This window comes from Wolbachia endosymbiont (group B) of Athalia cordata (assembly GCF_947251845.1).
Taxonomy (GTDB): Bacteria; Pseudomonadota; Alphaproteobacteria; order Rickettsiales; family Anaplasmataceae; genus Wolbachia.
This window is the reverse complement of the sequence record NZ_OX366383.1, coordinates 1,297,535-1,322,047: the sequence shown is the minus strand read 5'-3', so window position 1 is coordinate 1,322,047 and position 24,513 is coordinate 1,297,535. Positions and strand designations below refer to the sequence as shown.

The window sequence follows — 24,513 nt, the reverse complement described above, 5'->3', positions numbered from 1 at the left end:
CAACAAAATCTTAAAAAAATCAACAAACCTTAATTTATGAACAATATAAACCTTCTCAAATTCATTGAATTATGCTTTCAAACGGTAGTGCCGGGGTGTGAGTATAATGATTATCAATATATAAAAGTCATAGCAGACAGGCTTGAAGCGGCAAGTTCAGGTGAAGTGAAAAGAATAATATTCAATATGCCGCCACGTTCAATGAAGTCCATTTGTGTAAGTGTTGCATGGCCCGCATGGATACTTGGAAATCAGCCAACTGCAAGAATAATAGTTGCAAGTTATTCTCGGCTCCTCAGCGAAAAGCACTCACTCGATACAAGGTGCATAATGCAATCTGATTGGTATAGAGAGCTATTTCCGAAAGTAGAATTATGCAAAGATCAAAACACTAAATATAAATTTCAAACAGTGCAGAGAGGATGTCGAATTGCAACATCAGTTGGAGGAACATTAACCGGTGAAGGTGGAGATTTCATTATCGTGGATGATCCACTAAGTCCCGCACAAGCTTTGAGCGAAACATTTAGAAAGCGTGCTGCAAACTGGTTTGATCAGGCTTTAGTAACCAGGCTCAACGACAGAAAAAAAGGAGTTATCGTTCTTGTGATGCACAGACTCCATTTAGAAGATTTAACTGGTCACCTCCTCTGTAAACCAAGAAACATATGGCATCATGTCTGTTTACCAATAATAGCTGAAGATAAGGAGATTATTTATTCAGTTAATAATCATATTCCAGAGCATGAACAGGAAATATACTCAAGAAAAGAAGGTCAATTGTTGTATTCCCTAACTGAAGGAAAAGAAGAAATTGAGATGATAAAAGCTGAACTTGGGAGTTATGGTTTTGCTGCTCAATACCAACAAAACCCTCTACCACTTTCAAGTGCTATAATTAAACGAGAGTGGTTGAAGCGCTATAAAAATTTTCCTGATAGCCTCTTGCATGTAACACAAAGTTGGGATACTGCAATTTCAACAAACAATACAAGTGACTTTAGTGTCTGCACTACCTGGACAAAAGTAGATAATACATTCTATTTACTCGATGTATATCGCGCAAAACTTGAATATCCAAAACTTAAAGAGAAAGTTCTATCTCTGGCTGCAAGGTGGAAGCCACACGCAATTTTAATCGAAGCAAAAGCAAGCGGTCAGCAATTGGTTCAGGAGCTCAGGAAAAACAGTGATTTACCTATTATTCAAATAGTACCACATGATGACAAATTAACTCGATTTCACCGAATTGTCCCAATTATAGAATCTGAGCGGGTTTTTCTCCCTAACCAAGCAGTATGGCTTAGCGACTTTGAGTATGAGATTTTAATGTTTCCAGAAATCCGTCACGACGATCAAGTAGACAGTACCGTGCAATATCTTCAGTGGGTGAGAAATAATATTGCTAGAGTGGTAGCGATACGTTCATTGTAGCTTGAAAAGGTTCCTCGGAATTGTGTATAATTTTTTTAACTGAGCTTATTTAATTTATCCATTTTCTGAATGATATTTTAGGGTTTATTGAAATAAATACTACGCAAAAATTCTATCTCTGGGTGCTTAGATGAATATCTTTATATTAGACGAAAATCCTGTAACTGCAGCACAAATGTTATGCGATAAGCACATAGTAAAAATGCCGCTAGAAACTGCTCAATTGCTTAGCAGTGTTTTTTCAATAGCATTGAAAGAGCCAAATCCTTTAGTCAGCATTACAAACCAGAATATAGAAGTTCCATATAAACTTACTCACAAAAACCATCCTTGTTCTTTATGGGCTAGACAATCAAAAGGAAACTTTGATTGGTTAATAAAACATGGAAAAGAATTGTGTATAGAATATAGCTTGCGATACAAAAGAACGCATAAATCCGAAGAAGTTATAGATTGGTGCGATAATAACAAGGATTTGCTAATATTTCGATCAGCTGATATACAAGCTTTTACACAAGCGTTACCTGATCGATATAAATGTAGTAACCCAATAGAAGCATATAGAGAATATTACCTAAAAGAAAAGATGAGATTTGCTAAGTGGGAAAAAGGTAGAGAAGCACCAGATTGGTTGCTAGACAAAATGCTATAGGTTATAAAATTATCCAAACCGATCATAAAAAAGGTAGAATTGAAGTTGCAAAAGCAATGCTGGCTGATAATGTTGATGTTTATCAAGTTTATTGATCTTTCTATTTGTGAGATTAAAGAATTCAGTAAACTGTTATTCCCAGTATATGGTAGGCTACTTGCACTATAGAGTGTCATGTACACATCTGTACTAACAAGCAGAGGTAAATCTAAGTCAGTTTAGATATAACATTTACTTTAAAAAACTTTATTTTACGCTGATATTCTAGCGCTTTTCTATGGTATTTTGTTGGGGTATAATTTGCAAAACTATCTTCCTTATAGGTTAAAAAATTACACTGCTTTATATGTAACTCTATCCACTCTGCATAATCCTGATGATCAGTTGCAATAAATATTTCACCTGTGACAAGTATTTTTTTTGCTAATAAATTTAAAAATTCCGTATTAATTAACCGTCTTTTGTTGTGACTTCTTTTTGGCCATGGATCTGGAAAGAGAATAAAGAATTTTTCAACACTATGGTCAGGAAAATTGACAATTAATTCTCTTGCATCTTCTGTCCATATTAAAATATTTTTTATGCTGTGTGCTTCTATACTTTTTAGCAAGGAAGAGACCCCCTTTAAATAAGGCTCACATCCTATAAATAATAGATCAGATTCATTGAATGCCTGATAGAGCATATTTTCACCATTACCGAAACCTATTTCTACTCGTATTCTTTTTTGTAAGTCTACGATCTTTTTTATAGATTCCTTGCTGTTTTTAATAGAATACTTCTCCAAAACATTCAACTTCAACCTAGATCTTCTGGAAAATGACCTAATCCAATTATTATTCCTAGATAACATAACTTACATAACTTAATCTTTTATAGCTTAAACAATTCTCGAAATGAATTAATGAGAATTTACTTGTCACTAATTATTAATATTATATAATATATGAGTTCTAATGAAGTTAAAATTAAAAGGTATGGAAAGTACAGTTGCTATCAAGAGGCTATCATCAAATAGGTTCATAGAAGAGATATTTCAAGATCAATTTGATAATCAAGATAATAACTTTTGTGAAGATTCTTTTGCCAACAAAATCAAAGAAGGAGATGTGGTAGAAGGTATAATCACAAGAAGAAATTCTAATGATATTGTGGTTGATGTTGGTTTAAAGTCAGACGGAAGAATTCTGATTAAGGAGCTCAGTTGTAATGATGATATCACTGTTGGCTCGAAAATTAGAGTTTATGTTGAAAGAATTGAAGATTACCATGGTAATGTTGTTCTTAGTCGTGAGAAAGCAATCAGAGACGAAAAATGGAATAAATTGGAAGAAAGCGCAGTTACAAAAGATGAAGTAACAGGAATCATTAAACGCTCAATTAAATGCGGTTTTATTGTTGATCTTGGTGATGGAATAAGTGCGTTTTTACCGCTGAGTCATGTGGATTTGAAGCAAATAAAAGATGCTAATCACCTTATTGAAACTGAACAAAAATTCATCGTGCTTAAAATGGATAAGAAGCAGGGGAATATTGTAGTATCAAGAAAGCTGGTATTAGAGAAATTGCATGCTGGTGAAAAAATTAAGTTTTTAGAATCTTTAAATGAAGGTGATGTAGTAGAAGGCAAAATAAAAAGCATCACTCACTACGGTGCATTTGTTGGCATTCATGAATCAGATACAGTGGGAGTTATAGATGGGCTGCTACATATTACAGATATCTCTTGGAGTAATGTAAGTCATCCATCTGCAATTTTTTCTTATGGTCAGCATATAAAAACTAAAATTATAAAAATAGATAGAGAAAATGGAAAAATCTCCCTGGGTGTAAAACAATTAGGAGACAATCCTTGGCAAGATCTAGAGTCAAAATGTCCAATTAACAGCGTACACAAAGGATGTGTAACGGGTATAAAAGATTGTGGATTCATTGTTGAGATTAAACCTGGGATTGCGGGTTTGGTACACTCATCAGAAATAACTTGGAACAAGAGTAATTTACCAATCAGTAGTTTTGTAACAATAGGACAAGAAGTGGATGTAAAAATTCTCGGTATTGACATTATTAAAAATAAGATGAGTTTAAGCACAAAAAGGTGCGTAGAGAATCCTTGGCAAGTATTTATTGATAAATATCCTCTTGGTTCTATTGTTTCTGGTAAAGTTAAAAGCAACAATGGTTCACAAATATCTGTGACTTTTGATAATTCTGAGATATCTGAGGACGTAGAAGGAACAATTTATATGCAAAATCTAAGTTGGTCGAAAAACAATTCAGATGAGATAAAAAAGTATAATGTAGGTGATGAAATAGAAGCAAAAGTGATAAGGGCTAACGTAGATCGGACAAGAATTTATCTTGGAGTAAAGCAAATAGAGTATGATCCTCTTGAAGAACTGATAGAGAAAGTTAAAGTAGGGGATAAAATTCAGGTTACTGTAAGTAAGAGAGAGGAAAATGGTCTAATCGTTGAGGTTGAGAACAATGTAACCCTTTTAGTAGATCAAGAGCATTTACCAGAAAATAAAAAGTTTTCTATATCAGAAAAAATACAAGTTGAAGTAGTAGGTGTTGAAAAATATAATATAATATTATCTGCCAAATAACTTCTTGTGCTTCATATAAATGGCAACGAAATCTGATATAATAGCAAAAGTGGCAAAAAAACACCTTTTGTTAGATAAGGTCATTATAGCAGACATAGTTGATAGTTTCTTTCGAGTGTTTTCAAACACGTTGAAATATCATAATAGAGTTGAAATCAGGGGGTTTGGTTCTTTTTCAATTAGAAGCTATAACTTGAAAGAAGCAAGTAATTTGACGTCACAGAAGGTTGCAAAACATCAATACTTTAAAACTTATTTTCGTAGCAGTAAAAAGTTATCCCTCTTGATAAATGAATAAAAATCTATATTGTAAATTTGAAAGTTGTACAATATAGCATCATATGCAAGTAGTAGAAATAGTTATACATAATAACACATATAAAATATCTTGCGAAAGTAAAAAGAAGGACCATTTATTACAACTTGCTAATAGCTTCAACAAGCTAGTTAGCTCCATATCTCAAAGAACTGGAGGTAAGGGCTCAGATGCATTAAATTTCTTACTTGCAGCATTGACTCTCGAAGACAAAATTTTAGAATTAACAAAGCGATTAGACGAAATGAATCAAGAATGCAAAAAGTATAGGGAGGAAAAAAGAGTAGAATATTCTGAAGTATTAGATAGGGTAAACAAGATTATTGGGTGCATAAGTGATTAAAGCAAGCAATCAAATCGACTACCTCACTACTCAAATCAGGGGGGAGAAGTTTCTTACGAGTGATGTAACAATATAATTCGCAATCATCAAGATCAACTATTTTTTCGTATTCAATTAGTTCACTTAAGGAAAATTTATCAAGATATTTCAATGCAAAATGCCCTAGAAGTATATCAGTTTCTTTACAACCCCTATGCCAACTCCTATACATCAGTTTTCTTCTTAATAAGGAGATATCTATCATTGTCATTAAACTTTTTTTTTAATTTAAAGACTAAACTAAATACTTGTCAAGCAAGGCGCATTTTAATATACTCAACGTTTGATTAAGATTTAAAACATAGGTGGAATTAATTTCTCATCAACTTAGCGCTGGAATATATTATTTTTTATCGTTTTCTTTAATAATTTCTATCATAGTATTCGTGCATGAATGTGGGCATTATATTGTCGCTAAAGCATGCAAGGTTAAAGTTGAATCTTTTTCTATAGGCTTTGGTCCTGAAATTTTTGGTTTTAACGACAAGTCTGGAACTAGATGGAAATTAAGTGCCTTTCCATTGGGTGGCTACGTTAAAATGTTAGGGGATACTAATGCAGCAAGCGTTCCTGTTGATCAACAAAAATTAACTGAAGAAGAAAAATTATACTCATTCCATACAAAACCTCGATATCAAAAAGCAGCAATAGTTTTTGCAGGGCCTTTTGCAAACATGATATTTACCGTTATAGCTTTCACAATATTTTTCAGCGTGGCAGGTTATTATCGTACTCCACCAGTAATTGGTAATGTAATTGAAGAAAGTGCAGCAAAGCAAGCTGGCCTATTACCAGGTGACACTATTACACAGATCAATGAGTACAAAATAAAATACTTTGAAGATATTTCACGCGTGATAATGTCCAACCCTGAAACAAGAATAGAAATTAAGTATAGCAGAAATAACGAAGAGTACAGAACTATTCTAACTCCGTTTACAGTTGAGGATAGAGATGTCTTTGGTAACATAATAGAAAGAAAAACTATAGGAATTACCTCAATTAATATGATAGGGTTGAAACAGTCATCTTTTCTTGGAGCTGCTAGCCTATCAGTGAATGAAACCTACCACACTATGTGTTTAACAATCAAAGCACTCTTTCAAATTGTTGTTGGTAAAAGGAGTATAAACGAAATAGGTGGGCCAATAAAAATCGCAAAATATTCAGGGCAATCAGCCAAAAAGGGATTTATTATGGTTCTATATTTTATGGCAATCATTTCAGCTAACTTAGCTGCAATTAACTTGCTGCCAATACCACTACTAGATGGTGGGCATTTATTTCATTATATTATAGAAGCAGTTATACGTAGAGATTTGAGTTTGAAATATCAAAAATATGCAGTCACTTTTGGTGCTACCATACTGTTTTTGTTGATGGCAGTTGCAATCACAAATGATATTAGGCATCTTTTTTAAGATACATATGAAAAAGTTATTTCACATACTAATAATAATATTTATTTCTTTTCCCACTCTACTTGTTGCTCTAGAAAATAAAGAAAAAGTACAGATAAAAAATATTAAGTATATTGGCAATGAGCGAGTAAGTGATCAAACAATAAGGTTTTATACAAAATTAGAACCAGGTAGTCATATAAATGATGATGATGTAGATTCAATTATAAAAGATTTATATAAAACAAAGTTATTTGCTAGTATTAACGCCTATATCGATGATGAAAAAAACTTAGTAGTAAAAATTCATGAGAATCCATTGATTAACAAAGTAATATTGAAAGGCAATAAGTTATTTAACAGTAAAGAGTTGCTAAATAACGTTATCCAGTCAAAATCACTAACTATTTTCACTGAAACAAAATTACAAAACGATTTAATAAATCTAGCTACTCTTTATAGGAACAGTGGTAAAATTGGTGTTAAAATTGCATATGAGCTAGATAAGCTCGGTAGCAATAGGATAAACCTAATTTTTAAGATAAAAGAAGGAAGAACGTCTAAAATTAAGGGTTTACGATTCATAGGTAATAAAAGCTTTTCAGCAAATGAGCTAGAGCAAGTTATCAAAAGGCATAGCAATGATATATTTAGTAAGTTATTTAGAGCCATTTTTAAAAGCGGAACTCATTATTCACCTCAATATCTACTGATTAACACAGAACTGCTTGATCGCTTCTATTCATCTAAGGGATATATTCAAAATAATATCCAACCAATTGTTGAGGTTGATAATAACAACCAAATAGAGTTAACTTTTTTGATTGATGAAAAGCAGCAATACTTATTTGGAAATAATGAAGTTGATATTGAAACTGAGATTCAGGATTTAAGTTTAAGGGAAGAAATATTAGAATTTATCAAAGAGGAAAATAATCAAATATTTAATAGAGTTAAAATTAACAATACAGCAGAAAAAATAAGTAAACATTTAAACGAAAAAGGATATATATTTGCAAAAGTTAATCCAGAATATACACAACATAACAATATTGTGGATGTAACTTACAAAGTGCTACCAGGTAAAAAGATTTATATAAACCAAATTACTATTGATGGCAATGACCGCACTTTAGATAAAGTAATTAGAAGAAAACTTAGCATGGCAGAAGGCGACGCATATAACACATCTGAGATTCAAAAATCACGTAGAAAACTTATATATAGCGATTTTTTTGAAACAGTAAAAATAAATAGTTATATAGTGGATGAAAATGCAGTAAATCTTGATTTAAATGTCAAAGAAAAAAGAACTGCCTCGTTATCTTTAACAGGTGGCATGTCTCTTCCTGGTGGAGTATTTGTTAAAACCGATTTCACAGATCGTAATTTATTTGGTAGTGGTAAAGAGGTATCTTTTGCTCTTGAAAAAAGTCAATATGTTCTTTCTACTAGTATAGACGCTGTTGAAAATAATTTTAACGATTCTGATACGTCATTAGGCGTAGGTATATTTTATGAAAAACAAGATAAGCCAAACACCACTTTTGATACTTGTGACTGGGGAGGAACAGTAAAATTATCTTATAAAATTTTAGAAAATCTAACCAACTCTATTCGCTATTCTTATAAATATAACCATATACATATGGACAATAAGAGTGGAAAAGATGAGGATATCTCTGAGATAATAAGAGATCAAAAAGGTGAGTATCAGATCTCATCAGTTGGATACACGTTAGCGTACAATAAATTGGATAATCTATATACTCCAAAGGAGGGGTACTTGTTGCGCTTAAATCAGGATATTTCAGGATTGGGAGGAAATGTAAATTTCCTAAAATCTGAGTTTTTGTCTTTTTATACACGCCCTATACTAAGCAAAATTGATGATGATATAACATTGCGCTTTAAAATAGCAGCAGGTCATATTTTCTCTTATACCGATAAAGAGCTAAATATTGGCCAGCACTTTTTTAAAGGGGGTAATGAAATTAGAGGATTTGACCTTTCCGGCATTGGACCAAGAGCAGAAGACAAAAATAAAAGCTCATTGGGAGGCAAAACTTATTTTAATTTAACACAGCAAGTAGATTTTCCACTATCTAAATTATACGACTATGCTGGTATCAAAGGCTCACTATTTGTTGACTACGCAACACTTTTTGGTTTAGATGAAAAGGAGATATATAGTGGAAAATATTACGATAGTAAGCTTATAAGAGTATCACCAGGTTTTGGCTTTTCAATGCCCTCTCCTTTTGGTAGACTTAGATTAGATTTTGGGTTTCCTTTAGTAAAGGAAACTTATGATATAATACCATCACCAAACGTTAAAATTTCTATTGAAGCGGGGATTTGAATGAAATATATACAGTTATTTACATCAGTCATTGCCTTAATTGTTTCCTTATTTGTAGGGTATAAGTTTGTAGGGTATCAACCTCAGAGCGCGATTAATACAAAGGCTGCCATTATTGATAGTGACAAAGTTATCAACGAATCTCTGGCTCTGCAAAATATACAACAACAAATAAAGGAGCAGAATTCTAGATTACAGCAAGAATTTGAAAATGAGTTAGAAAAATTTAAGCCATCGAAAGAAGAATTTGACCTTTTGTCAGAAGAAGCAAAAAAAGAAAAGACGGAACAATTTAGTAAGTACACTGTAAGCGTTAGGGATAATTACGCTAAGAAAATGTCACATTTAGAAGAAAACTATAGAGAAGCAGTAGAAAGTGTCTTTAACAAAATAAAAGAAGTGGCTAAAAGAACGGCAGAAAAAAACAATGTAGATTTAGTACTATTTATTTCAAAAAAGAACCAAGTTCTATACTCTATGGATGAGGTTGATTTATCAGATGTGGTATTAAAAAATGTAAATAAGGAAATACCTGAATTTGCTTTGCAAAGCATTGAGTAGGCTTATGCAATTTAATATCAGTGATATTATAAAAATACTACCACATTCTTATCCGTTTCTCTTAGTAGATAGAGTAATAGAATGTGACCATGGTAAAAGCATAAAAGCAATCAAAAATGTGACTTTCAATGAGCCATTTTTTATTGGCCATTTTCCTGGCCATCCGATAATGCCAGGAGTTTTGATAGTTGAGTCTTTAGCTCAGGCATCTGCTATATGTGTCCTCGGTAAAGAAACAATAGAAAATAAAGTTGTTTACTTTATGTCTATTGAAAACGCAAAATTCAGAAGACCAGTTATTCCAGGGGACACGTTGGTTCTTCAATCCAATATAAAAAATGCGCGTTTGGGTGCATGCAAATTTGAGTGTGTTGCATATGTTGGGGAAGAAAAAGCTGCAGAAGCAACAATCTTAGCAAGACTGCAAGACAAATAAAATCTTCATCTGCAAGAAACAGTATGTACACTGTATAGTATAACAATGCAACTGAATTTCAAAATCTCATTTTCAAACTTATACACTTGTAGTGGATTAATAAAATTAGATGAGACGTTTTTAGATTATATAAAATCGTGCGATGAAAGCTTGTTTTGTTCATTAATTGAAGCAAGAGAAAAAGCAGCTTCTTCTTTGATGTCATCCCAGTGCTTGACACTGGGATCCATAGAACAACCAATGTTGGCCACTCAAATGACAGATAGTCAGTTAATAATAGACCTCTCATATTTACTTGATGAATTTATTGCAAAACTTTTTAATATTGGAAAAGAAGCAGAGGAGCTAAAGAAAAAGCACAACGACTTTGCTGCAATATATAAGTGTAAAAGGTTATTTGTTCAACGCTATGCATTAAAGAAGTACACTGATATAGCAGATATAGATATTGATTATGTTACCAGCAAATTAAATCGCTTTCTTGCCCTACCAACAACAGAAAAAAATTTTGCTGAGCAGGTGATGCGTTGGTTGGAAAATAAAGAGGATCACAAAGAAGAAATAGAACTTGCAGCGCAATATGCAGCGTGGAGAGTGAAAAATAAACAGAGTATACTTTTTAGTATTCACAGAAAAATTGATCACGAAAATCTCGTATCGTTCTTCAAAAAAGAAGTAGACGAAGTTGAGGTATTGTATTCAAGCAAAACAAAAAGACGACATGGTTTTGATCTGACAAGTGAAAAGGTGAGTTTGAATAAAGCATTGGATAATGCTCATTACTGCATATTTTGTCATAAGCAAAATAAGGACAGTTGTTCAAAGGGGCTAAGTAATAACGACAATACCTTTAAACAGTCCCCACTCAAAGTTGAATTGCACGGCTGTCCACTAGAACAGAAAATATCAGAAATGAATCTGGTGAAAAGCGAAGGGTACAGCATAGCAAGCCTTGCAATTGTGGTAATAGATAACCCATTATGTGCAGCTACTGGGAACAGAATATGCAATGATTGCATGAACTCATGCATATATCAGAAACAAGAGCCTGTAAATGTGCCAATGATTGAAACAAGGATTCTAGATGATGTGCTCAGTTTACCGTATGGATTTGAAATATATTCTCTGCTTAGCCGTTGGAATCCTTTAAATTTTCAGCGTCCATTGCCAAAAGGAAACACAGGAAAAAACGTCCTAGTTGTAGGGCTTGGTCCTGCGGGTTTTAATTTAGCTCATCATTTATTAAACGATGGGCATAACGTTATCGCCATTGATGGACTAAAGATTGAACCTTTGATCGATAATTTTCAGCTAATTAAAGATTTCGAGCATGAAAAACTAAGTGAACGCACAGCTGGTGGATTTGGTGGAGTAGCAGAGTATGGCATAACCTCTAGATGGAACAAAAATTATCTAAAAATCATTAGACTTTTGCTGGAAAGACGTGAGAATTTCGCACTTTATGGAGGCATTCGTTTTGGAGGTACGATAACCGTTGATGACACATTCAACTTGGGTTTTGATCACACTGCCCTGGCACTTGGCTCTGGTAAGCCACGAATGATCAAAATAAAAAACATGCTAGCTCGTGGAGTGCGCATGGCATCTGACTTTCTTATGTCATTACAACTGACTGGCGCTCTTAAATTTGATTCTATAGCAAATCTGCAAGTTCGTATGCCGATAGTTGTTATAGGTGCGGGGCTTACTGCGATTGACACTGCCACTGAAGCTTTAGCGTATTATCCAATTCAAGTAGAAAAATTTCTTCTTCGTTATGAAATATTGGTTGATAAGTACGGAAAAGACTGTGTTGAAAAAGATTGGACAGAGGAAGAACACAAAATTGCAAATGAGCTGATATCGCATGCACAATTGATCCAAAAAGAGCAAGAATTAGCAAAAAAAGAGAATAGAGGAGCAAAAATACTGGAGTTAATGCAGAGCCTTGGGGGAGTGAAAGTTGTATATAGAAAAGAGCTAAAAGACTCACCAAGTTATCGATTAAATAGTGAAGAGGTGCAAAATGCACTGTCAGAAGGGATTTACTTTATTGAAAACTTAGAGCCAGTTGAAGTTGTGACGGATAAATATAACCATGCTGAATCAATAAAACTAATAGACAAAAAATCCGGCGAAATTAAATGCATGAAAGCACGTTCTATTTTTATAGCAGCAGGTACTGAGCCAAATACAGTTATTGCAACAGAAGATAAAAGGCATTTTAAATTAAGTAATGGGTATTTTACTCATTTGAATTCATCAGAAAAAGAAATAGATCCAATATTTTCTCCTAAGATGCAGAATAAAGACAGAATATTAGTATATAAACAAGGCAATAAAACAATTAGCTTTTTTGGTGATCTTCATCCTTCGTATAGTGGCAGCGTCGTGAAAGCTATGGCAAGTGCTAAGAACGGTTATCCTATTATTTCTCAGCTTTTGAGTAGAGTAGCTGACCAATACGCTGCAGAACATCAGACTAATGAAAAATTTTTTAATAGAATCAAAGAGCAATTCACTGCAAAGATTATAAAAATTCAATATTTAACTGACAAAGTTGTGGAAATAGTGATCAAAGCACCACTTGCGGCAAAAAATTTTAAACCCGGACAATTCTTTAGGTTGCAAAATTTTGCAACCAATAGCAGAAAAGCCAATAATACAAACCTTGCTATGGAAGGTATAGCCGTAACCGGCACTGAAGTAGACAAAAAAAAAGGATTTATTTCCACTATTGTGCTTGAAACTGGCGGTTCCACTAATTTATGTAAATGTTTTAAAGAAGGTGAACAAGTAATTCTTATGGGTCCAACTGGCAGCCCTACTGAGGTTTACTAAGTCTCAATATTAAAGTGATGCTAAATTTTATTTCAAAAAGTAAATAATTTACTAACGCTCGTGCACAAATTAAAAATAAATTATGCACGAGTGTAGCACTGTGAATTAGGAGTGCTATATTAAAGCTTACCTCACTATTAAAGCTATCGGTCAGATTAGATTAAAAACCTAATCTGACCGGTTTCTCTATAACCTTCTAAACCCTGATATAATTATATGGTAATTAGCTTAACTAGTGGTTAATATGCAAATTGATTTTATTTGTATGTTGAGGTAGCATAAACCATACTGTTTTACATCATTGTGCAACTTTATAAATTTTTATTGCTATTTCTATTGACTACATTAATAGTTATAGTCCTAAAATTACCTGAAAATTTGAGCATTGCAGTAAATTGGTCTCTCCCAATTCTAGATTTTGATTTATCTTTTCGTACCATACTAATATCTTTTTTATCAGTTGCATTTTTAGCTGTTCTACCAGCACAAAATTTGACTTTTTCAGAGATGCTATCTTTTTTTGCTTATACTACCTGCTCACTCTGTGCAATTTTATCCAAGCAGATAATGTTGGTTATAATATTCTTTGAATTAATGACCATCAGTGCATTTTTTATTATCGCAGCTAGCTGTAGAGATAGTGGATCTGCAATAAGGTACGCTTGTGTACACTTTTTGGTTGGAGTTATATTGACAGCAGGATTGGCACTTCAAAGCACTAACCTGATAATTTTGGGTTTATTGATAAACTGCGCTTGTTTTCCTTTTTCGTTTTGGGTTGTTGATGCATATCCTGCTGCATCACTACATGGCACTACATATCTCTCTTTATTTACCACTAAAGTCTCTTTTTTAGTGATGCTTTTACACACTTACACCCTATGGCAAGATTGTACTGAAATATTAGCACTTGTAGGCGCCATCACTGTAATTTACAGCATTATATTTGCTTCTCTTGAGCAAAATATTCGTAGATTTCTATGCTATAATGTTGTAGGACAAATGGGCTTGCTGATTATTGCAGGAGGTTTACTCAGCCCTTCGGAAAAGGCAATACCAATTTTGATGCTACACATAATTTTCTCTCTTGTTTATCAATCATTATTGTTTGTGGTTAGCAATGCGATTATTTCGCGGACAAAAACAATTAGTTTTAATGGAGTGGGTAAATTGATGTCAGTCGAAGGCATGTGTGCTATAATTGCGATATTCACAGTGGCTGCATTTCCTGGAACCGTTGGATTTATTAGCAAATCATACATTACAGGCAAGATTGAAGCAAGTGGTGCTAATTTAGAAGTGTATAAAAATTTATACAAGATTCTAAATTTACTGCTTTATTTAAGCGTGGGACTCAAGTTTTTCTATTACATATTTATCGCTAAAAGCAAGTCCAAACCTTCAGAAGGGAAAGAAGGTAGAATAACAATGATTATTTTAGCATTCATATGTATAATTGCTGGCAACCCTTACTTGCCTATTTACAATAACCCTTCGATTTTCGATTTTGTGTACAACACAAAAAATATTTTGTCGCAATTTAATTTGTTATTATGTACCACTTTATTGTTTATTCCTTTACGCAAGTTATTTTACCCAAGAATAAATTTTAAAATGGATATTGATTGGATTTTTAGAGCTTTCGTACCCTATATTGTCTTGCTGTTCAATCAATTGGTCTTTAAAGTGAGAGAAATGTCTGCCAACGTACTGCAAAACTTGACTAATTCACTTACTAATTTATACTTTAATAATATTACTAAACTTAAAGAAGTGCTAAGTTATAACTCAGTGAGTTTTGTTTCAGCTTCTTCTCTCTTTTTAATGAGTATTCTACTAATGCTATTATGTTTAAATCGTTAACTGAAAGTTTAAATTCTGTATTTAGTAAACTGAGAGGAAAGTCGATCATTTCTGAAGATGATTTTAATCTTGCCATGCGTGAAATACGTATAGCTTTAATTGAAGCTGACGTTTCACTTGAAGTTGCAAAAAAATTCATCAACGACATTAAAGATAAAGTGATTGGGGAAAAAGTCATAAAAAGTGTTTCTCCAGCACAAATGATAATTAAAATTGTGCAGGATAATTTAGTTGCAGTTCTCGGATCAGAGAAAAGTGACTTAAATCTAGCAGTTAAACCCCCTGCTGTGATTATGATGGTGGGCTTACAAGGTGCAGGTAAAACAACTACCTCAGGAAAGCTTGCTTTCAAGCTAAAAAAGCAAAAGAAAAAAGTGATGCTTGCCTCTTTAGACATTTATAGGCCGGCTGCCCAGAAACAACTTGAGGTGCTAGGTAAACAGATAGACGTACAAACTTTATCTATAGTAATAAATGAGGAGCCTATTGCAATTACAAAAAGGGCACTGGCAGCAGCAAAGAACGATAATTATGATGTATTAATACTAGACACCGCAGGCAGGCTTCATATTGACAATAATATGATGAATGAGTTGAAAGCCGTAAAGGAAATAGCTTCACCTGCAGAAGTTATTTTAGTAGCCGACGCAATGATAGGCCAGGATGCGGTCAACATTGCCAAATCATTCAATGAGGTAATAGGTGTAACCGGCATTATTCTCACCCGTGTTGATGGTGATGCACGTGGTGGTGCTGCTCTTTCTATGAAAATGATCACCGATTGTCCAATTAAATTTATTGCTTGTGGTGAAAAATTAAGTGACCTCGATGATTTTTATCCCGATAGAATTGCAAAAAGGATACTTAGCATGGGTGATGTTGTATCATTGGTTGAAAAAGCTGCTGAGATTGTTGGTCAGGAAGAAATTGATAAGTTACAAAAGAAAGTAAAAAAGGGTAAATTCGACCTAAACGACCTAGTGGGAATGTTAAAAACTCTGAGTAAAATGGATGGCATTAGCAACATAATGAAATTCATCCCTAGTTCATTCACAAAAAAGCTAAGTAGCAGTGTGCCAGACGACAATAAAGTGAAAAAATATATAGCCATCATAAACTCAATGACCGAAAAAGAAAGGCAAAATCCAGATATTTTAAATGGCAAAAGAAGACTTAGAATTTCTAAGGGGTCCGGAACAAGTGTAACTGACGTTAATCTTCTAATTAAGCAGTATAATCAAATGAGCTCTATGGTGAATAAATTCAGTAAAGTTGATCATAATAAACTCAAAGAATCTGATTTAATGGATATGCTGAGCAGAAAATAAATCAGCAGGTAGTAGAATGAAATAAAATCATCAGTTGTAACTGCTGTTGAGTAGTGAAGTAACAAATTCAATAAATTTCCGCAGTTGGAATTGGCATAATAATAAAAATTGATATAAGTTACTTTAGCTATATTTAATGCGTTGTTTTATAGCTAACACACCATACCACCGTGGCACTACACTAGTAACAGAACGACAATTGTCAGTAGCTCAAGTTAGGCTAGATATGGCATTCACAATATCGTTTGTAAACCTATAGCTATATATAATGAATGAATTTTTTTATATATTCGTTATTAGTATTTTGTATTTCTTGGACAGTTCCGTGGTAGATAATATTCCCTTCGTATAATACTGCTATTTTATCAGCTATTTTAAATGCACTATGAATATCATGTGTAATCGTGATAATTGTAGGGTTAAAGTCTTTAGATAATTTTATTATTATCTCGTTTACCATATCTGACATAATTGGGTCCAATCCTGAAGTTGGCTCATCCAATACAATAATTTCTGGATTGTGCGCAATCGCCCTTGCAAGTGCTACTCTTTTTTTCATTCCGCCTGATAGCTCGATTGGAAACATATCTGCTATGCTTTCCTCCAGTCCAACATCATTTAACTTCTCGATTGCTAGCTGTTTTGCCTCCTTTTCGCTGATATTAAAGCGCTTTTTATAATTAAAAGATATATTTTCCCACACTGTAACGTAGTCAAATAAAGCAGAATTTTGAAATAAGACTCCAAATTTATTTTTGCTTTCACTATTTATTTTAATAGACCCTGAGTCTGGTTTTAGCAATCCAATGATTATTTTTGTTAATACAGATTTACCACTTCCTGAGCCGCCAAGTATGACTAATGATTCCCCCTTCGATATATTAAAACTTATGTTGTTTAATATCGTTCTATCATCAAAAGACAAGCTTAGGTTCAATATTGATATTATGGGGCTATACATGTATCAAAGTAATCAAGTAGTTTGCTAAAATGATCAATATGGACGAAAAAACAACAGTTGATGTTGTAGCAACACCTACTCCTCGTGCACCTTCTCTACAATGGTAACCGTAATAACAACTTGAAACAGAAATTATAGCGCCAAAAGCAGTCGCTTTCATTAGCCCAACAACAAAATCGTTTATATTAAAGAATTGAGCTGTATATTTTATGTATATATTTAAATTGTGGTTAAATTCAAAGACTGCGGTGACATACCCTCCAAATATTCCTATTAGATCTGCACATACTGTAAGTATTGGAAATACTATAACTGACGCTAGAATTCTTGGTGCAATTAAATATTTGAAAGGATTGATGTCCAAAGTTGTAAGTGCATCTATTTGTTCAGTGATGCGCATCGTGCCAATTTCTGCTGCAATTGAGGACCCAACCTTTCCTACCATTATTAAGCTAATCAAAACTGGCCCTAACTCTTTAATGATAGTGATCGTAACAAGCTTAGGTACTACTTGTTCTTGATTAATCAATAGACCACTTAAGCTACTTTGTAAAACTATCACCGCTCCTATAAAAACTCCAGTGAGCCCAACAATTGGTAAAGAGAAAAAGCCTATCTCTATAATTTGTTTTGCTACATTGCTAAAATAATACGGTGGCACAAAGCAGTGGTATAGAGATTGAATAAAAAACACAAATGCGTTACCAAGCCTCAACAGAAAGTTGATAAAGCACCTACCGATTATTCTAACACTGTTTACATCAAAGGAACTCACTTTGCATTTATCTTAGCTAAAAATTAGTTTTACTGATTTTATTAAAATTTTTATTAACTCTATCGCAGAGTATAGTCAAGATATATCTTAAGTTCAATATACTTTGATCAAAATGCTTGAGTTTAAGTTTATAAGACTGAATTGTATAAGAAAACCTTACTTATTTCGCTATTTACTTCTTGTAAAAAACATGCTACTAATAAATTGTGTTATATAATTGAATTGGAGTAAGTTTTGGCAGTTCCGAAGAGAAAAAAGTCAAAGTCAAGGCGTAATATGCATCGTTCTCATCATGCTATTAAGCCTAAGAATATTGTGGTATGTGCAACAACTGGAGAATTCATGTTGCCTCATAACATAGCAGTTGACAATAGTTACAAAGGAAAACGTGTTTTCATTAAACAAAAGGTGGAGTAACTCATGATATGTTACCCACGGTCAACAACAACATAGTTATCGCACTTGATGCTATGGGAGGGGATTTTGCACCTCTTTCCGTAATTCAGGGTGCTAGTTTTTTCTTGGATAATCTTGTTGATCCAGGTGTTGAAGTTTTTTTTCATATTTATGGAGATCAGAAAGAAATATCTCCTTTGCTTTCAAAATACAAAAAAGTAATCGATAACTCCGAATTTACCCATTGCTCTGATAATGTTCTTCCAAATGATAAACCCTCTTTTGCACTGAAACATCGCAAAGATTCAAGTATGAAGGCAGCTGTTGAAGCAGTGAAAAAAGGTAAAGCTTTTGGAATGGTGTCTTCAGGCAACACTGGAGCATTGATGGCTATCTCCAGATTTATTTTAGGAACATTACCCAATATCTATCGTCCTGCTATTGTATCTGTCTGTCCAACTAAGACAAAAAGCTTTGCATTGCTTGATCTTGGTGCAAATGTTGACTGTAATACTGACTCATTATTTCAATTTGCATTAATGGGGAGTATATTTGCAAAAATAGCATTAAAAGTTGAAAATCCTGAAGTCGCTTTGCTAAACATTGGTACAGAAGAAGTGAAAGGTACTGACTCAGTAAGAGGAGCTTTTGAGTTACTCAAAAATGCTCCAAGTATTAACTTCAAAGGATATATAGAGGCAAGTGAATTTTTAGATGGTAATATAGACGTAATTGTTGCTGATGGTTTTGTTGGTAATGTAATGCTCAAGACAGCTGAGGCAACTGCTGGTACTTTTATCAGTCTAATAAAACAGGAAGTATTTAACTCATGGATGACAAAAATGCTTGTCGGCATATTGTTGAAACCCAAGCTAAATAAAGCATTAGAGCGTTTTAATCCTAAAATTAGAAGTGGAGCTATGTTTTTAGGGCTAAATGGTATCATTATAAAGAGCCACGGAAATTCTGATGCTATTTCTTTTGCTCACGCTATAAAATTTGCAGTAAATGCAATCAGTGAAAATTTAAACCAGAAGATAATTAACGGGGTAAGTCATATTGAATAAAAGTTTCATATTGAGCACTGGTTCTTACCTACCAAAAAAAATTTTGAGTAATAACGAAATTGCATCGATAGTTGAAACAAACGATGAATGGATAAGGCAAAGAACAGGAATAGTTCAAAGACATATAGCAGATGAAGGAGAACTAACGTCAGATTTAGCTGTTAATGCAGCGAAAAATGCTATAGAAAAAGCGAAAATTTCAATAGATGAAATTGGTTTGATCATAGTTGCAACAACAACACCTGACAAAACTTTTCCTAGCTGTGCAACGATTATACAAAGTAAATTAAAGTGTAAAAACGCATTTGCTTTTGATGTACAGGCAGCATGCTCTGGTTTTATATATGCAGTTACAGTTGCTGATTCACTTATAAAGTCTAACGATAGAATTAAATACGCGCTTGTTATTGGTGCTGAAATAATGTCTAGGATTGTTGATTGGGAAGATAGGTCAACTTGTGTACTCTTTGGTGATGGTGCTGGTGCAGTGATAATGAAATCAGAAATGAGTAGTAGTAGCATTATATCAACAAACTTACACTCTGATGGCAATGTGGACTTATTATGTACAAACGGAGGAATATCCTCTACTCGTGATTCTGGAAAGATACTTATGAATGGAAGAGAAGTGTTTAAACATGCAGTAGAGAAATTAACAGCCTCAGTAGAGGAAACTCTAAAATGCAATAGTTTGAAGATTACTGATATTGACTGGTTAATTCCCCATCAAGCAAACATTCGCATTATTGAAGCAGTAGTAAAGAAATTAGATTTTCCTATAGAAAAAGTAATTAATACAGTTGATAAGCATGCAAACACCTCAGCAGCGTCAATTCCACTAGCCTTAGACTATGCAGTACAAGAATCAAAAATAAAGTCAGGAAATCTGATATTGCTGATTTCAATAGGTGCAGGTTTAGCCTGGGGTTCTGTGTTACTGCGCTATTAGACTTCCTATTACCCACGCTTCTTTTTTCTCAGTTTTATCGTTACATGCTGTACTGACAAAGTTTTGAGATATTATCACAAACATTATATTCACAAGAAATACTTGACTTCACGTGTACTAAGAAGCATTTTATATATGATGTGTGCCCGTAGCTCAGTTGGATAGAGCAACAGCCTTCTAAGCTGTGGGTCGTAGGTTCGAATCCTACCGGGCACATTCTTCTATCAATGCTTTCTATAAATTTTCAAGTATTCTGGTACCACATTTTCAATTGCTAGTGGTCTAATTTTCATTGTTTCGAGATCATCTGACTTTTCGATTGAACTACTCATCATAACTTTCACCTGATCTCGAGTAAGTATAGGGCTTGCATCTCCAGTTATAGGTTTTAACAGCACAGAAACAACTTTACTTTCTAAGAAAAAGGCTATCAATCTTGCCATTGGAAAAGGTACATTGATCAGTAGACACTTTCTGTTAGTCACATTCAGAATAAACTTTAATAAGCTTTTAAAAGAGTAAACTTTTGATCCACCTATATTATAAATTTTTTTATCTTGCTTATTAAAGCTGATAATACGGTATACCACTTCAGCTAAGTTTGTTACACATATCGGCTGAAACTTCGTTATTCCACTACCGATCAACGGCAAAAAAGGAAGAATTGTTGCTAATCTTGCAAATTTATTAAAGAAATTATCTTCTTTACCAAATACAAGACTGGGCTTAATTATCATTGCTCCTTGAAACGCCGAAGCTACAGCTTTCTCACCTTTCAATTTACTTTGGGCATATTTTGATAACTTATCATTTTCTATTCCCATGGCAGAAAAATGTATCATCATGGATACATTTTTTATTTGCGCAGCTTTTGCTATTCTTTCAGCTATTCCAACATGAACTGTATAGAAATCGTATTTTCTTTTTTCATATAATATTCCTACTAAGTTTATAACAACATCACACCCCTCCATACTTTCTAAAATTGATTTTTCATTAAAAAAATCTCCTTCAAGTATTGATATTTGCCCTAAGTTGCCACATAACTTTAGACAAGCAGCTTTTTCCTGATCACGAGTAAATATTCTTATTAAATACCCCGCCGCTGCCAAGCGTCTTACGATGTGTTTTCCTATAAATCCCGTTCCACCAAAAATAACTATACGTTTTATCACAGTTAAAACTTCCAATAACTTAACTTTAAATTAATACAATAGTTTTATTTAATATTCTATTGTGAATTCCTGCACTATAAGGTCCATTCTCATTCCATGAGAACCTTTAACTAAAATTACATCATTACCTTGAACAATATTAGCTAAATTACTTTTCAATTGGTTAGAATCATCGAAATGCATGCCTTTTATATTCTCCGGTAAAAGTTTATTCAATTCTAACATAAATTTACCAACTGTATGAACTTTATTCACATTTTGTTCTACTATAGAGTCAAGCAATTCTGTATGAAATACTATGCTTTCATTACCAAGTTCTAACATATCGCCGAGTAGTGCCACTTTTCTTAAATTAGAATATGTACCTAAAGTTCTTATTGCAGCCTTCATTGAAGTAGGGTTAGCATTATAGGAGTCGTTAATCAAATGTACTAATTTTCCATTGTATTTAGCTTGATGAACATTACCTCTACCTTCTGTTACAGTAAAATTCTCAAGTGCTAGTGGTAATTTCGATAAATCAAGTCCTAGAATTTGCACAACTGCTGTCACAACTAATGCAGAGTATGTAAAATGCTCACCCCGCAAACGTAAATTACAGTTTATAATTTGACCGTTGTGCGGTTTAATTTTTAAATTTATACCGCTATCGTTTCTTATTAGGTCTAACAAACGAACAGTAGCACTTTCATTCTTACCAAAGCTCACTACATTTCTGTCAGCATTTGATAAAAGATAATCATAATGTTTATTATCCTTGTTCAAAACCAAAGTACCATTATTTTTCATACCACATAGGACTTCTAACTTCGCTTGCGCAATATCAAGTAGAGATGAAAAATTTTCAACATGCGCAGGTTCGATGTTGGTAATAACTGCAATATCCGGATTGCTAATCTTCGATAGCTCTTTTATCTCACCAGCTCTATTCATTCCCATTTCAAGGATTAAGTACTGGCAGTTTTTTGGGACTTTTAGAATAGTAAAAGGTAATCCTATATTATTATTCAAGTTATCTTTGTTTGCATAAGACGCTCCATATTGCGATAGAACAGTGTGCAGCATGTCCTTTGTAGTCGTTTTCCCGACACTACCTGTAATTGTAATAACTTTAGCATTAACAAGAACATTTCTAATGTAATATGATGCCATATTATGCAAAGCTTTTAGAGTATCTTGCACAATAATTAGAGGAAAATTTCTATATTTATCTTCGCTTACTACCGCAGCAACAGCTCCTTTTAAAAATGCTTCATGTAGAAAATCATGCCCATCAAATTTCTTTCCCTTGAGAGCAATAAATAAATCACCTTTTTTTATGCTTCTTGTATCCGTTGAAATATTTGAGCTATATACCGAATTACAAACACCCTCCCCTCTTCCGCCAGTAGCATCGATAATATTATTTGCGTTCCATTTTAACATAATTTATCTTTAAAGGTAATTTGAACAAGAAAAGCAGCAAAAATACTACATACTTTGGTAATGTACAAATAATGATTGCTATCTCTATAATTTCATCTTATAATAGATATACAAGCTTAAATATTTTCGTCTATAATTGGGTGTATTTTACTATCTGATTGTAGAAAGTGACTTGGAGGTATGTATGGCAAAAGATGAGTCAAATAAAAAGTCTATTTTGGCTAAGATAAAAGGCGTGTTTTTTCTTGTGCCTAAAGCACTTATTTATCCTATAAAGAAACCGTTTGCTTCAATTGATGAAATGAAGCATGATGCTAAAGTTTCATTAAAAAAGGCTGTGAGTGATGTAACTAAAGAAGAAGAGAAATATGACCCACCTATAAAAACCACAGAAGCTAGTAAGTACCTTGGCATACAAATAACAAAACAAGAAAAAGGTAAGGTAAGTTTTTTAGCGTCAAGAACTTTAACGGGGGATATACCTTACTTGAGTCCAGAGAAATTAGATAAAATAAGGAAAGATCTGCCAAATATAACTATTTTTAGAGAAGAAAACAAAATTGTAATTGAAGTTGATGTTGAGAAGATTATCCAAGAAATAAAAGATAAAAATCCAGGTATAGACGAAAAAGTAATGAAAAAGTACGCTCTTGAAGGAATTTATAATAAAATTGATTATGATCTCAAAAATTTGGCAAAAATTACTGGTGGAGAGTTTAAAGTTCACACAGACCGAAAGTTGCTGTATGATATTGCAGAAAAGTTGTATAGTGGATACGATAGTAAAAAGCAACAGTCACAAGAAGTTATAAGGTCTATAGGTAAAGAAAAGTCATCAGAGAAAATTTTAAATAATTGGCAAAAAGCTATTAAACAAGATTTTGAAAGTTGCGAAAGCATAAGAGGTAGGGGGAAATAAATTATGGAGAGTGTTATGAAAGAAGTTCAAATAGAGGAAAGGTATCATAGCCTAACTGTTCCTGGAGATATGTATCATTTACAACCAGAAGTTATTGCTGCAAGAAGGGCAAAAAGAATAGAAACGTTTTCAAAAAGACACCAAATGGACTATGGGTCAGTTTTGCGTGGACAAGATATACAGCTAAAAGACGTTTCAAGTCTTGAAGATGCTTCTAGCGAAGCAGCAATAAGCCCACCTTCTACACCAAATCATAAGCAAAATAGAAGAGGACCAGGAATTTAATAAAGTATGGGTAGTACAGCTTATGATGACACTAATATTTTTGCTAAGATATTAAGAGGTGAGTTGTCTTATGAGGAAATACATAAAAATGAAAATGTGCTAGCTTTTCGTGATAAGTATCCTGATGCACCAGTTCATATTCTAGTTATACCAAAAGCTCAATACGTTTCATATGATGATTTTGTTCTGAAAGCTTCCGAAGAGGAAATAGTAAGTTTTTTTAAAACTGTTAGAGAAATAGCACATAAATATAACTTAGAAAAAACAGGATATAGATTAGTTACTAATCACGGTAAAGATGGAGAGCAAGTTATACCGCACTTTCACATACATATTTTAGGTGGTAAAAGATTAGGAAAGCATGTAAATTCATAGTG

At 33.3% G+C, this 24,513-nt stretch carries 24 protein-coding genes and 1 tRNA gene; 19 read left to right on the top strand and 6 right to left on the bottom strand.

What is annotated here, in order from left to right; all coding sequences use genetic code 11:
- Nucleotides 1–36: 36 nt before the first annotated feature.
- On the top strand, nucleotides 37–1,434 hold the full coding sequence (gene terL, locus OPR30_RS06175) for a phage terminase large subunit (RefSeq protein WP_264374543.1): 1,398 nt from the start codon (nucleotides 37–39) through the stop codon (nucleotides 1,432–1,434).
- A gap of 130 nt (nucleotides 1,435–1,564) precedes the next feature.
- Entirely contained in the window at nucleotides 1,565–2,086 is a 522-nt protein-coding gene (locus tag OPR30_RS06170) for a pyrimidine dimer DNA glycosylase/endonuclease V (RefSeq protein ID WP_006013204.1), read from the top strand.
- A gap of 208 nt (nucleotides 2,087–2,294) precedes the next feature.
- On the opposite strand, the gene trmB is transcribed toward OPR30_RS06170, so the two are convergent.
- The gene (gene trmB, locus OPR30_RS06165; RefSeq protein ID WP_265030685.1) at nucleotides 2,295–2,939 is read right to left on the bottom strand and encodes a tRNA (guanosine(46)-N7)-methyltransferase TrmB; all 645 of its coding nucleotides are present in this window, start codon (nucleotides 2,937–2,939) and stop codon (nucleotides 2,295–2,297) included.
- A gap of 103 nt (nucleotides 2,940–3,042) precedes the next feature.
- On the opposite strand from trmB, the gene OPR30_RS06160 reads away from it, so the two are divergent.
- From OPR30_RS06160 to OPR30_RS06150, 3 genes are read left to right on the top strand one after another with little or no spacing between them, the layout of a single operon-like run.
- Nucleotides 3,043–4,695 (top strand): 30S ribosomal protein S1, encoded by a 1,653-nt coding sequence (locus OPR30_RS06160; protein ID WP_264374541.1) that lies wholly within the window; start codon nucleotides 3,043–3,045, stop codon nucleotides 4,693–4,695.
- A 19-nt stretch (nucleotides 4,696–4,714) separates the two neighbouring features.
- Complete coding sequence (locus tag OPR30_RS06155; RefSeq protein WP_010404234.1) at nucleotides 4,715–4,993, top strand: HU family DNA-binding protein; 279 nt, start codon at nucleotides 4,715–4,717, stop codon at nucleotides 4,991–4,993.
- A 43-nt stretch (nucleotides 4,994–5,036) separates the two neighbouring features.
- Entirely contained in the window at nucleotides 5,037–5,354 is a 318-nt protein-coding gene (locus tag OPR30_RS06150) for a cell division protein ZapA (protein WP_265030684.1), read from the top strand.
- Here OPR30_RS06150 and OPR30_RS06145 read toward each other — a convergent pair.
- On the bottom strand, nucleotides 5,332–5,598 hold the full coding sequence (locus OPR30_RS06145; protein ID WP_010404229.1) for a succinate dehydrogenase assembly factor 2: 267 nt from the start codon (nucleotides 5,596–5,598) through the stop codon (nucleotides 5,332–5,334). The two genes, OPR30_RS06150 and OPR30_RS06145, sit on opposite strands and share 23 nt — an antisense overlap.
- Before the next feature lie 100 nt (nucleotides 5,599–5,698).
- On the opposite strand from OPR30_RS06145, the gene rseP reads away from it, so the two are divergent.
- From rseP to ffh, 7 genes are all read left to right on the top strand, one after another.
- Nucleotides 5,699–6,814, top strand: coding sequence for an RIP metalloprotease RseP (gene rseP / locus OPR30_RS06140; protein WP_262986220.1), 1,116 nt, complete (start codon nucleotides 5,699–5,701; stop codon nucleotides 6,812–6,814).
- Nucleotides 6,815–6,821: 7 nt separating this feature from the next.
- Nucleotides 6,822–9,155: an outer membrane protein assembly factor BamA gene (gene bamA, locus OPR30_RS06135; RefSeq protein ID WP_264377626.1), complete on the top strand. Its 2,334-nt coding sequence runs from the start codon at nucleotides 6,822–6,824 to the stop codon at nucleotides 9,153–9,155.
- Nucleotides 9,156–9,716, top strand: a complete 561-nt coding sequence (locus OPR30_RS06130; RefSeq protein ID WP_264377625.1) for an OmpH family outer membrane protein — start codon at nucleotides 9,156–9,158, stop codon at nucleotides 9,714–9,716.
- 4 nt (nucleotides 9,717–9,720) lie between these two features.
- Nucleotides 9,721–10,152 carry a 3-hydroxyacyl-ACP dehydratase FabZ gene (fabZ, locus tag OPR30_RS06125; protein ID WP_265022842.1) on the top strand — a complete coding sequence of 144 codons (432 nt, stop codon included), beginning with the start codon at nucleotides 9,721–9,723 and terminating at the stop codon, nucleotides 10,150–10,152.
- 45 nt (nucleotides 10,153–10,197) lie between these two features.
- On the top strand, nucleotides 10,198–12,993 hold the full coding sequence (locus OPR30_RS06120; protein WP_265030679.1) for an FAD-dependent oxidoreductase: 2,796 nt from the start codon (nucleotides 10,198–10,200) through the stop codon (nucleotides 12,991–12,993).
- 303 nt (nucleotides 12,994–13,296) lie between these two features.
- Entirely contained in the window at nucleotides 13,297–14,856 is a 1,560-nt protein-coding gene (locus OPR30_RS06115) for a proton-conducting transporter transmembrane domain-containing protein (RefSeq protein ID WP_265030677.1), read from the top strand.
- Nucleotides 14,841–16,184 carry a signal recognition particle protein gene (gene ffh, locus OPR30_RS06110; protein ID WP_052264999.1) on the top strand — a complete coding sequence of 448 codons (1,344 nt, stop codon included), beginning with the start codon at nucleotides 14,841–14,843 and terminating at the stop codon, nucleotides 16,182–16,184. Before OPR30_RS06115 ends, ffh begins: the two co-directional genes overlap by 16 nt.
- A gap of 259 nt (nucleotides 16,185–16,443) precedes the next feature.
- On the opposite strand, the gene OPR30_RS06105 is transcribed toward ffh, so the two are convergent.
- Both OPR30_RS06105 and OPR30_RS06100 read right to left on the bottom strand, forming a co-directional pair.
- Nucleotides 16,444–17,145 (bottom strand): ABC transporter ATP-binding protein, encoded by a 702-nt coding sequence (locus OPR30_RS06105; RefSeq protein WP_010405332.1) that lies wholly within the window; start codon nucleotides 17,143–17,145, stop codon nucleotides 16,444–16,446.
- Nucleotides 17,138–17,920, bottom strand: coding sequence for an MlaE family ABC transporter permease (locus OPR30_RS06100; protein ID WP_029237671.1), 783 nt, complete (start codon nucleotides 17,918–17,920; stop codon nucleotides 17,138–17,140). Before OPR30_RS06100 ends, OPR30_RS06105 begins: the two co-directional genes overlap by 8 nt.
- 234 nt (nucleotides 17,921–18,154) lie before the next feature.
- On the opposite strand from OPR30_RS06100, the gene rpmF reads away from it, so the two are divergent.
- The 4 genes from rpmF (at nucleotide 18,155) to OPR30_RS06080 (ending at nucleotide 20,548) form a co-directional block, all read left to right on the top strand.
- On the top strand, nucleotides 18,155–18,337 hold the full coding sequence (rpmF, locus tag OPR30_RS06095) for a 50S ribosomal protein L32 (protein ID WP_265030674.1): 183 nt from the start codon (nucleotides 18,155–18,157) through the stop codon (nucleotides 18,335–18,337).
- 8 nt (nucleotides 18,338–18,345) lie between these two features.
- Nucleotides 18,346–19,383 carry a phosphate acyltransferase PlsX gene (gene plsX / locus OPR30_RS06090; protein ID WP_265030673.1) on the top strand — a complete coding sequence of 346 codons (1,038 nt, stop codon included), beginning with the start codon at nucleotides 18,346–18,348 and terminating at the stop codon, nucleotides 19,381–19,383.
- The gene (locus tag OPR30_RS06085) at nucleotides 19,376–20,332 is read left to right on the top strand and encodes a beta-ketoacyl-ACP synthase III (protein ID WP_264377619.1); all 957 of its coding nucleotides are present in this window, start codon (nucleotides 19,376–19,378) and stop codon (nucleotides 20,330–20,332) included. The genes plsX and OPR30_RS06085 overlap by 8 nt, the downstream gene beginning before the upstream one ends.
- A gap of 142 nt (nucleotides 20,333–20,474) precedes the next feature.
- A tRNA-Arg gene (locus OPR30_RS06080) sits at nucleotides 20,475–20,548 on the top strand.
- An 8-nt stretch (nucleotides 20,549–20,556) separates the two neighbouring features.
- Here the strand turns inward: OPR30_RS06080 and OPR30_RS06075 are convergent.
- Both OPR30_RS06075 and OPR30_RS06070 read right to left on the bottom strand, forming a co-directional pair.
- Nucleotides 20,557–21,522: a complex I NDUFA9 subunit family protein gene (locus OPR30_RS06075; RefSeq protein ID WP_064085471.1), complete on the bottom strand. Its 966-nt coding sequence runs from the start codon at nucleotides 21,520–21,522 to the stop codon at nucleotides 20,557–20,559.
- A gap of 33 nt (nucleotides 21,523–21,555) precedes the next feature.
- On the bottom strand, nucleotides 21,556–22,932 hold the full coding sequence (locus OPR30_RS06070) for a UDP-N-acetylmuramoyl-tripeptide--D-alanyl-D-alanine ligase (RefSeq protein WP_265030671.1): 1,377 nt from the start codon (nucleotides 22,930–22,932) through the stop codon (nucleotides 21,556–21,558).
- A 184-nt stretch (nucleotides 22,933–23,116) separates the two neighbouring features.
- On the opposite strand from OPR30_RS06070, the gene OPR30_RS06065 reads away from it, so the two are divergent.
- Genes OPR30_RS06065 through OPR30_RS06055 form a run of 3 tightly spaced genes read left to right on the top strand, consistent with a single transcriptional unit; the run spans nucleotide 23,117 to nucleotide 24,511 of the window.
- On the top strand, nucleotides 23,117–23,851 hold the full coding sequence (locus tag OPR30_RS06065) for a hypothetical protein (RefSeq protein WP_265030669.1): 735 nt from the start codon (nucleotides 23,117–23,119) through the stop codon (nucleotides 23,849–23,851).
- A 3-nt stretch (nucleotides 23,852–23,854) separates the two neighbouring features.
- A complete protein-coding gene (locus OPR30_RS06060; RefSeq protein ID WP_320109774.1) occupies nucleotides 23,855–24,136 on the top strand; it encodes a hypothetical protein in 282 nt (93 codons plus the stop codon).
- 6 nt (nucleotides 24,137–24,142) lie between these two features.
- A complete protein-coding gene (locus tag OPR30_RS06055) occupies nucleotides 24,143–24,511 on the top strand; it encodes an HIT domain-containing protein (protein ID WP_006014413.1) in 369 nt (122 codons plus the stop codon).
- Nucleotides 24,512–24,513 lie beyond the last annotated feature (2 nt).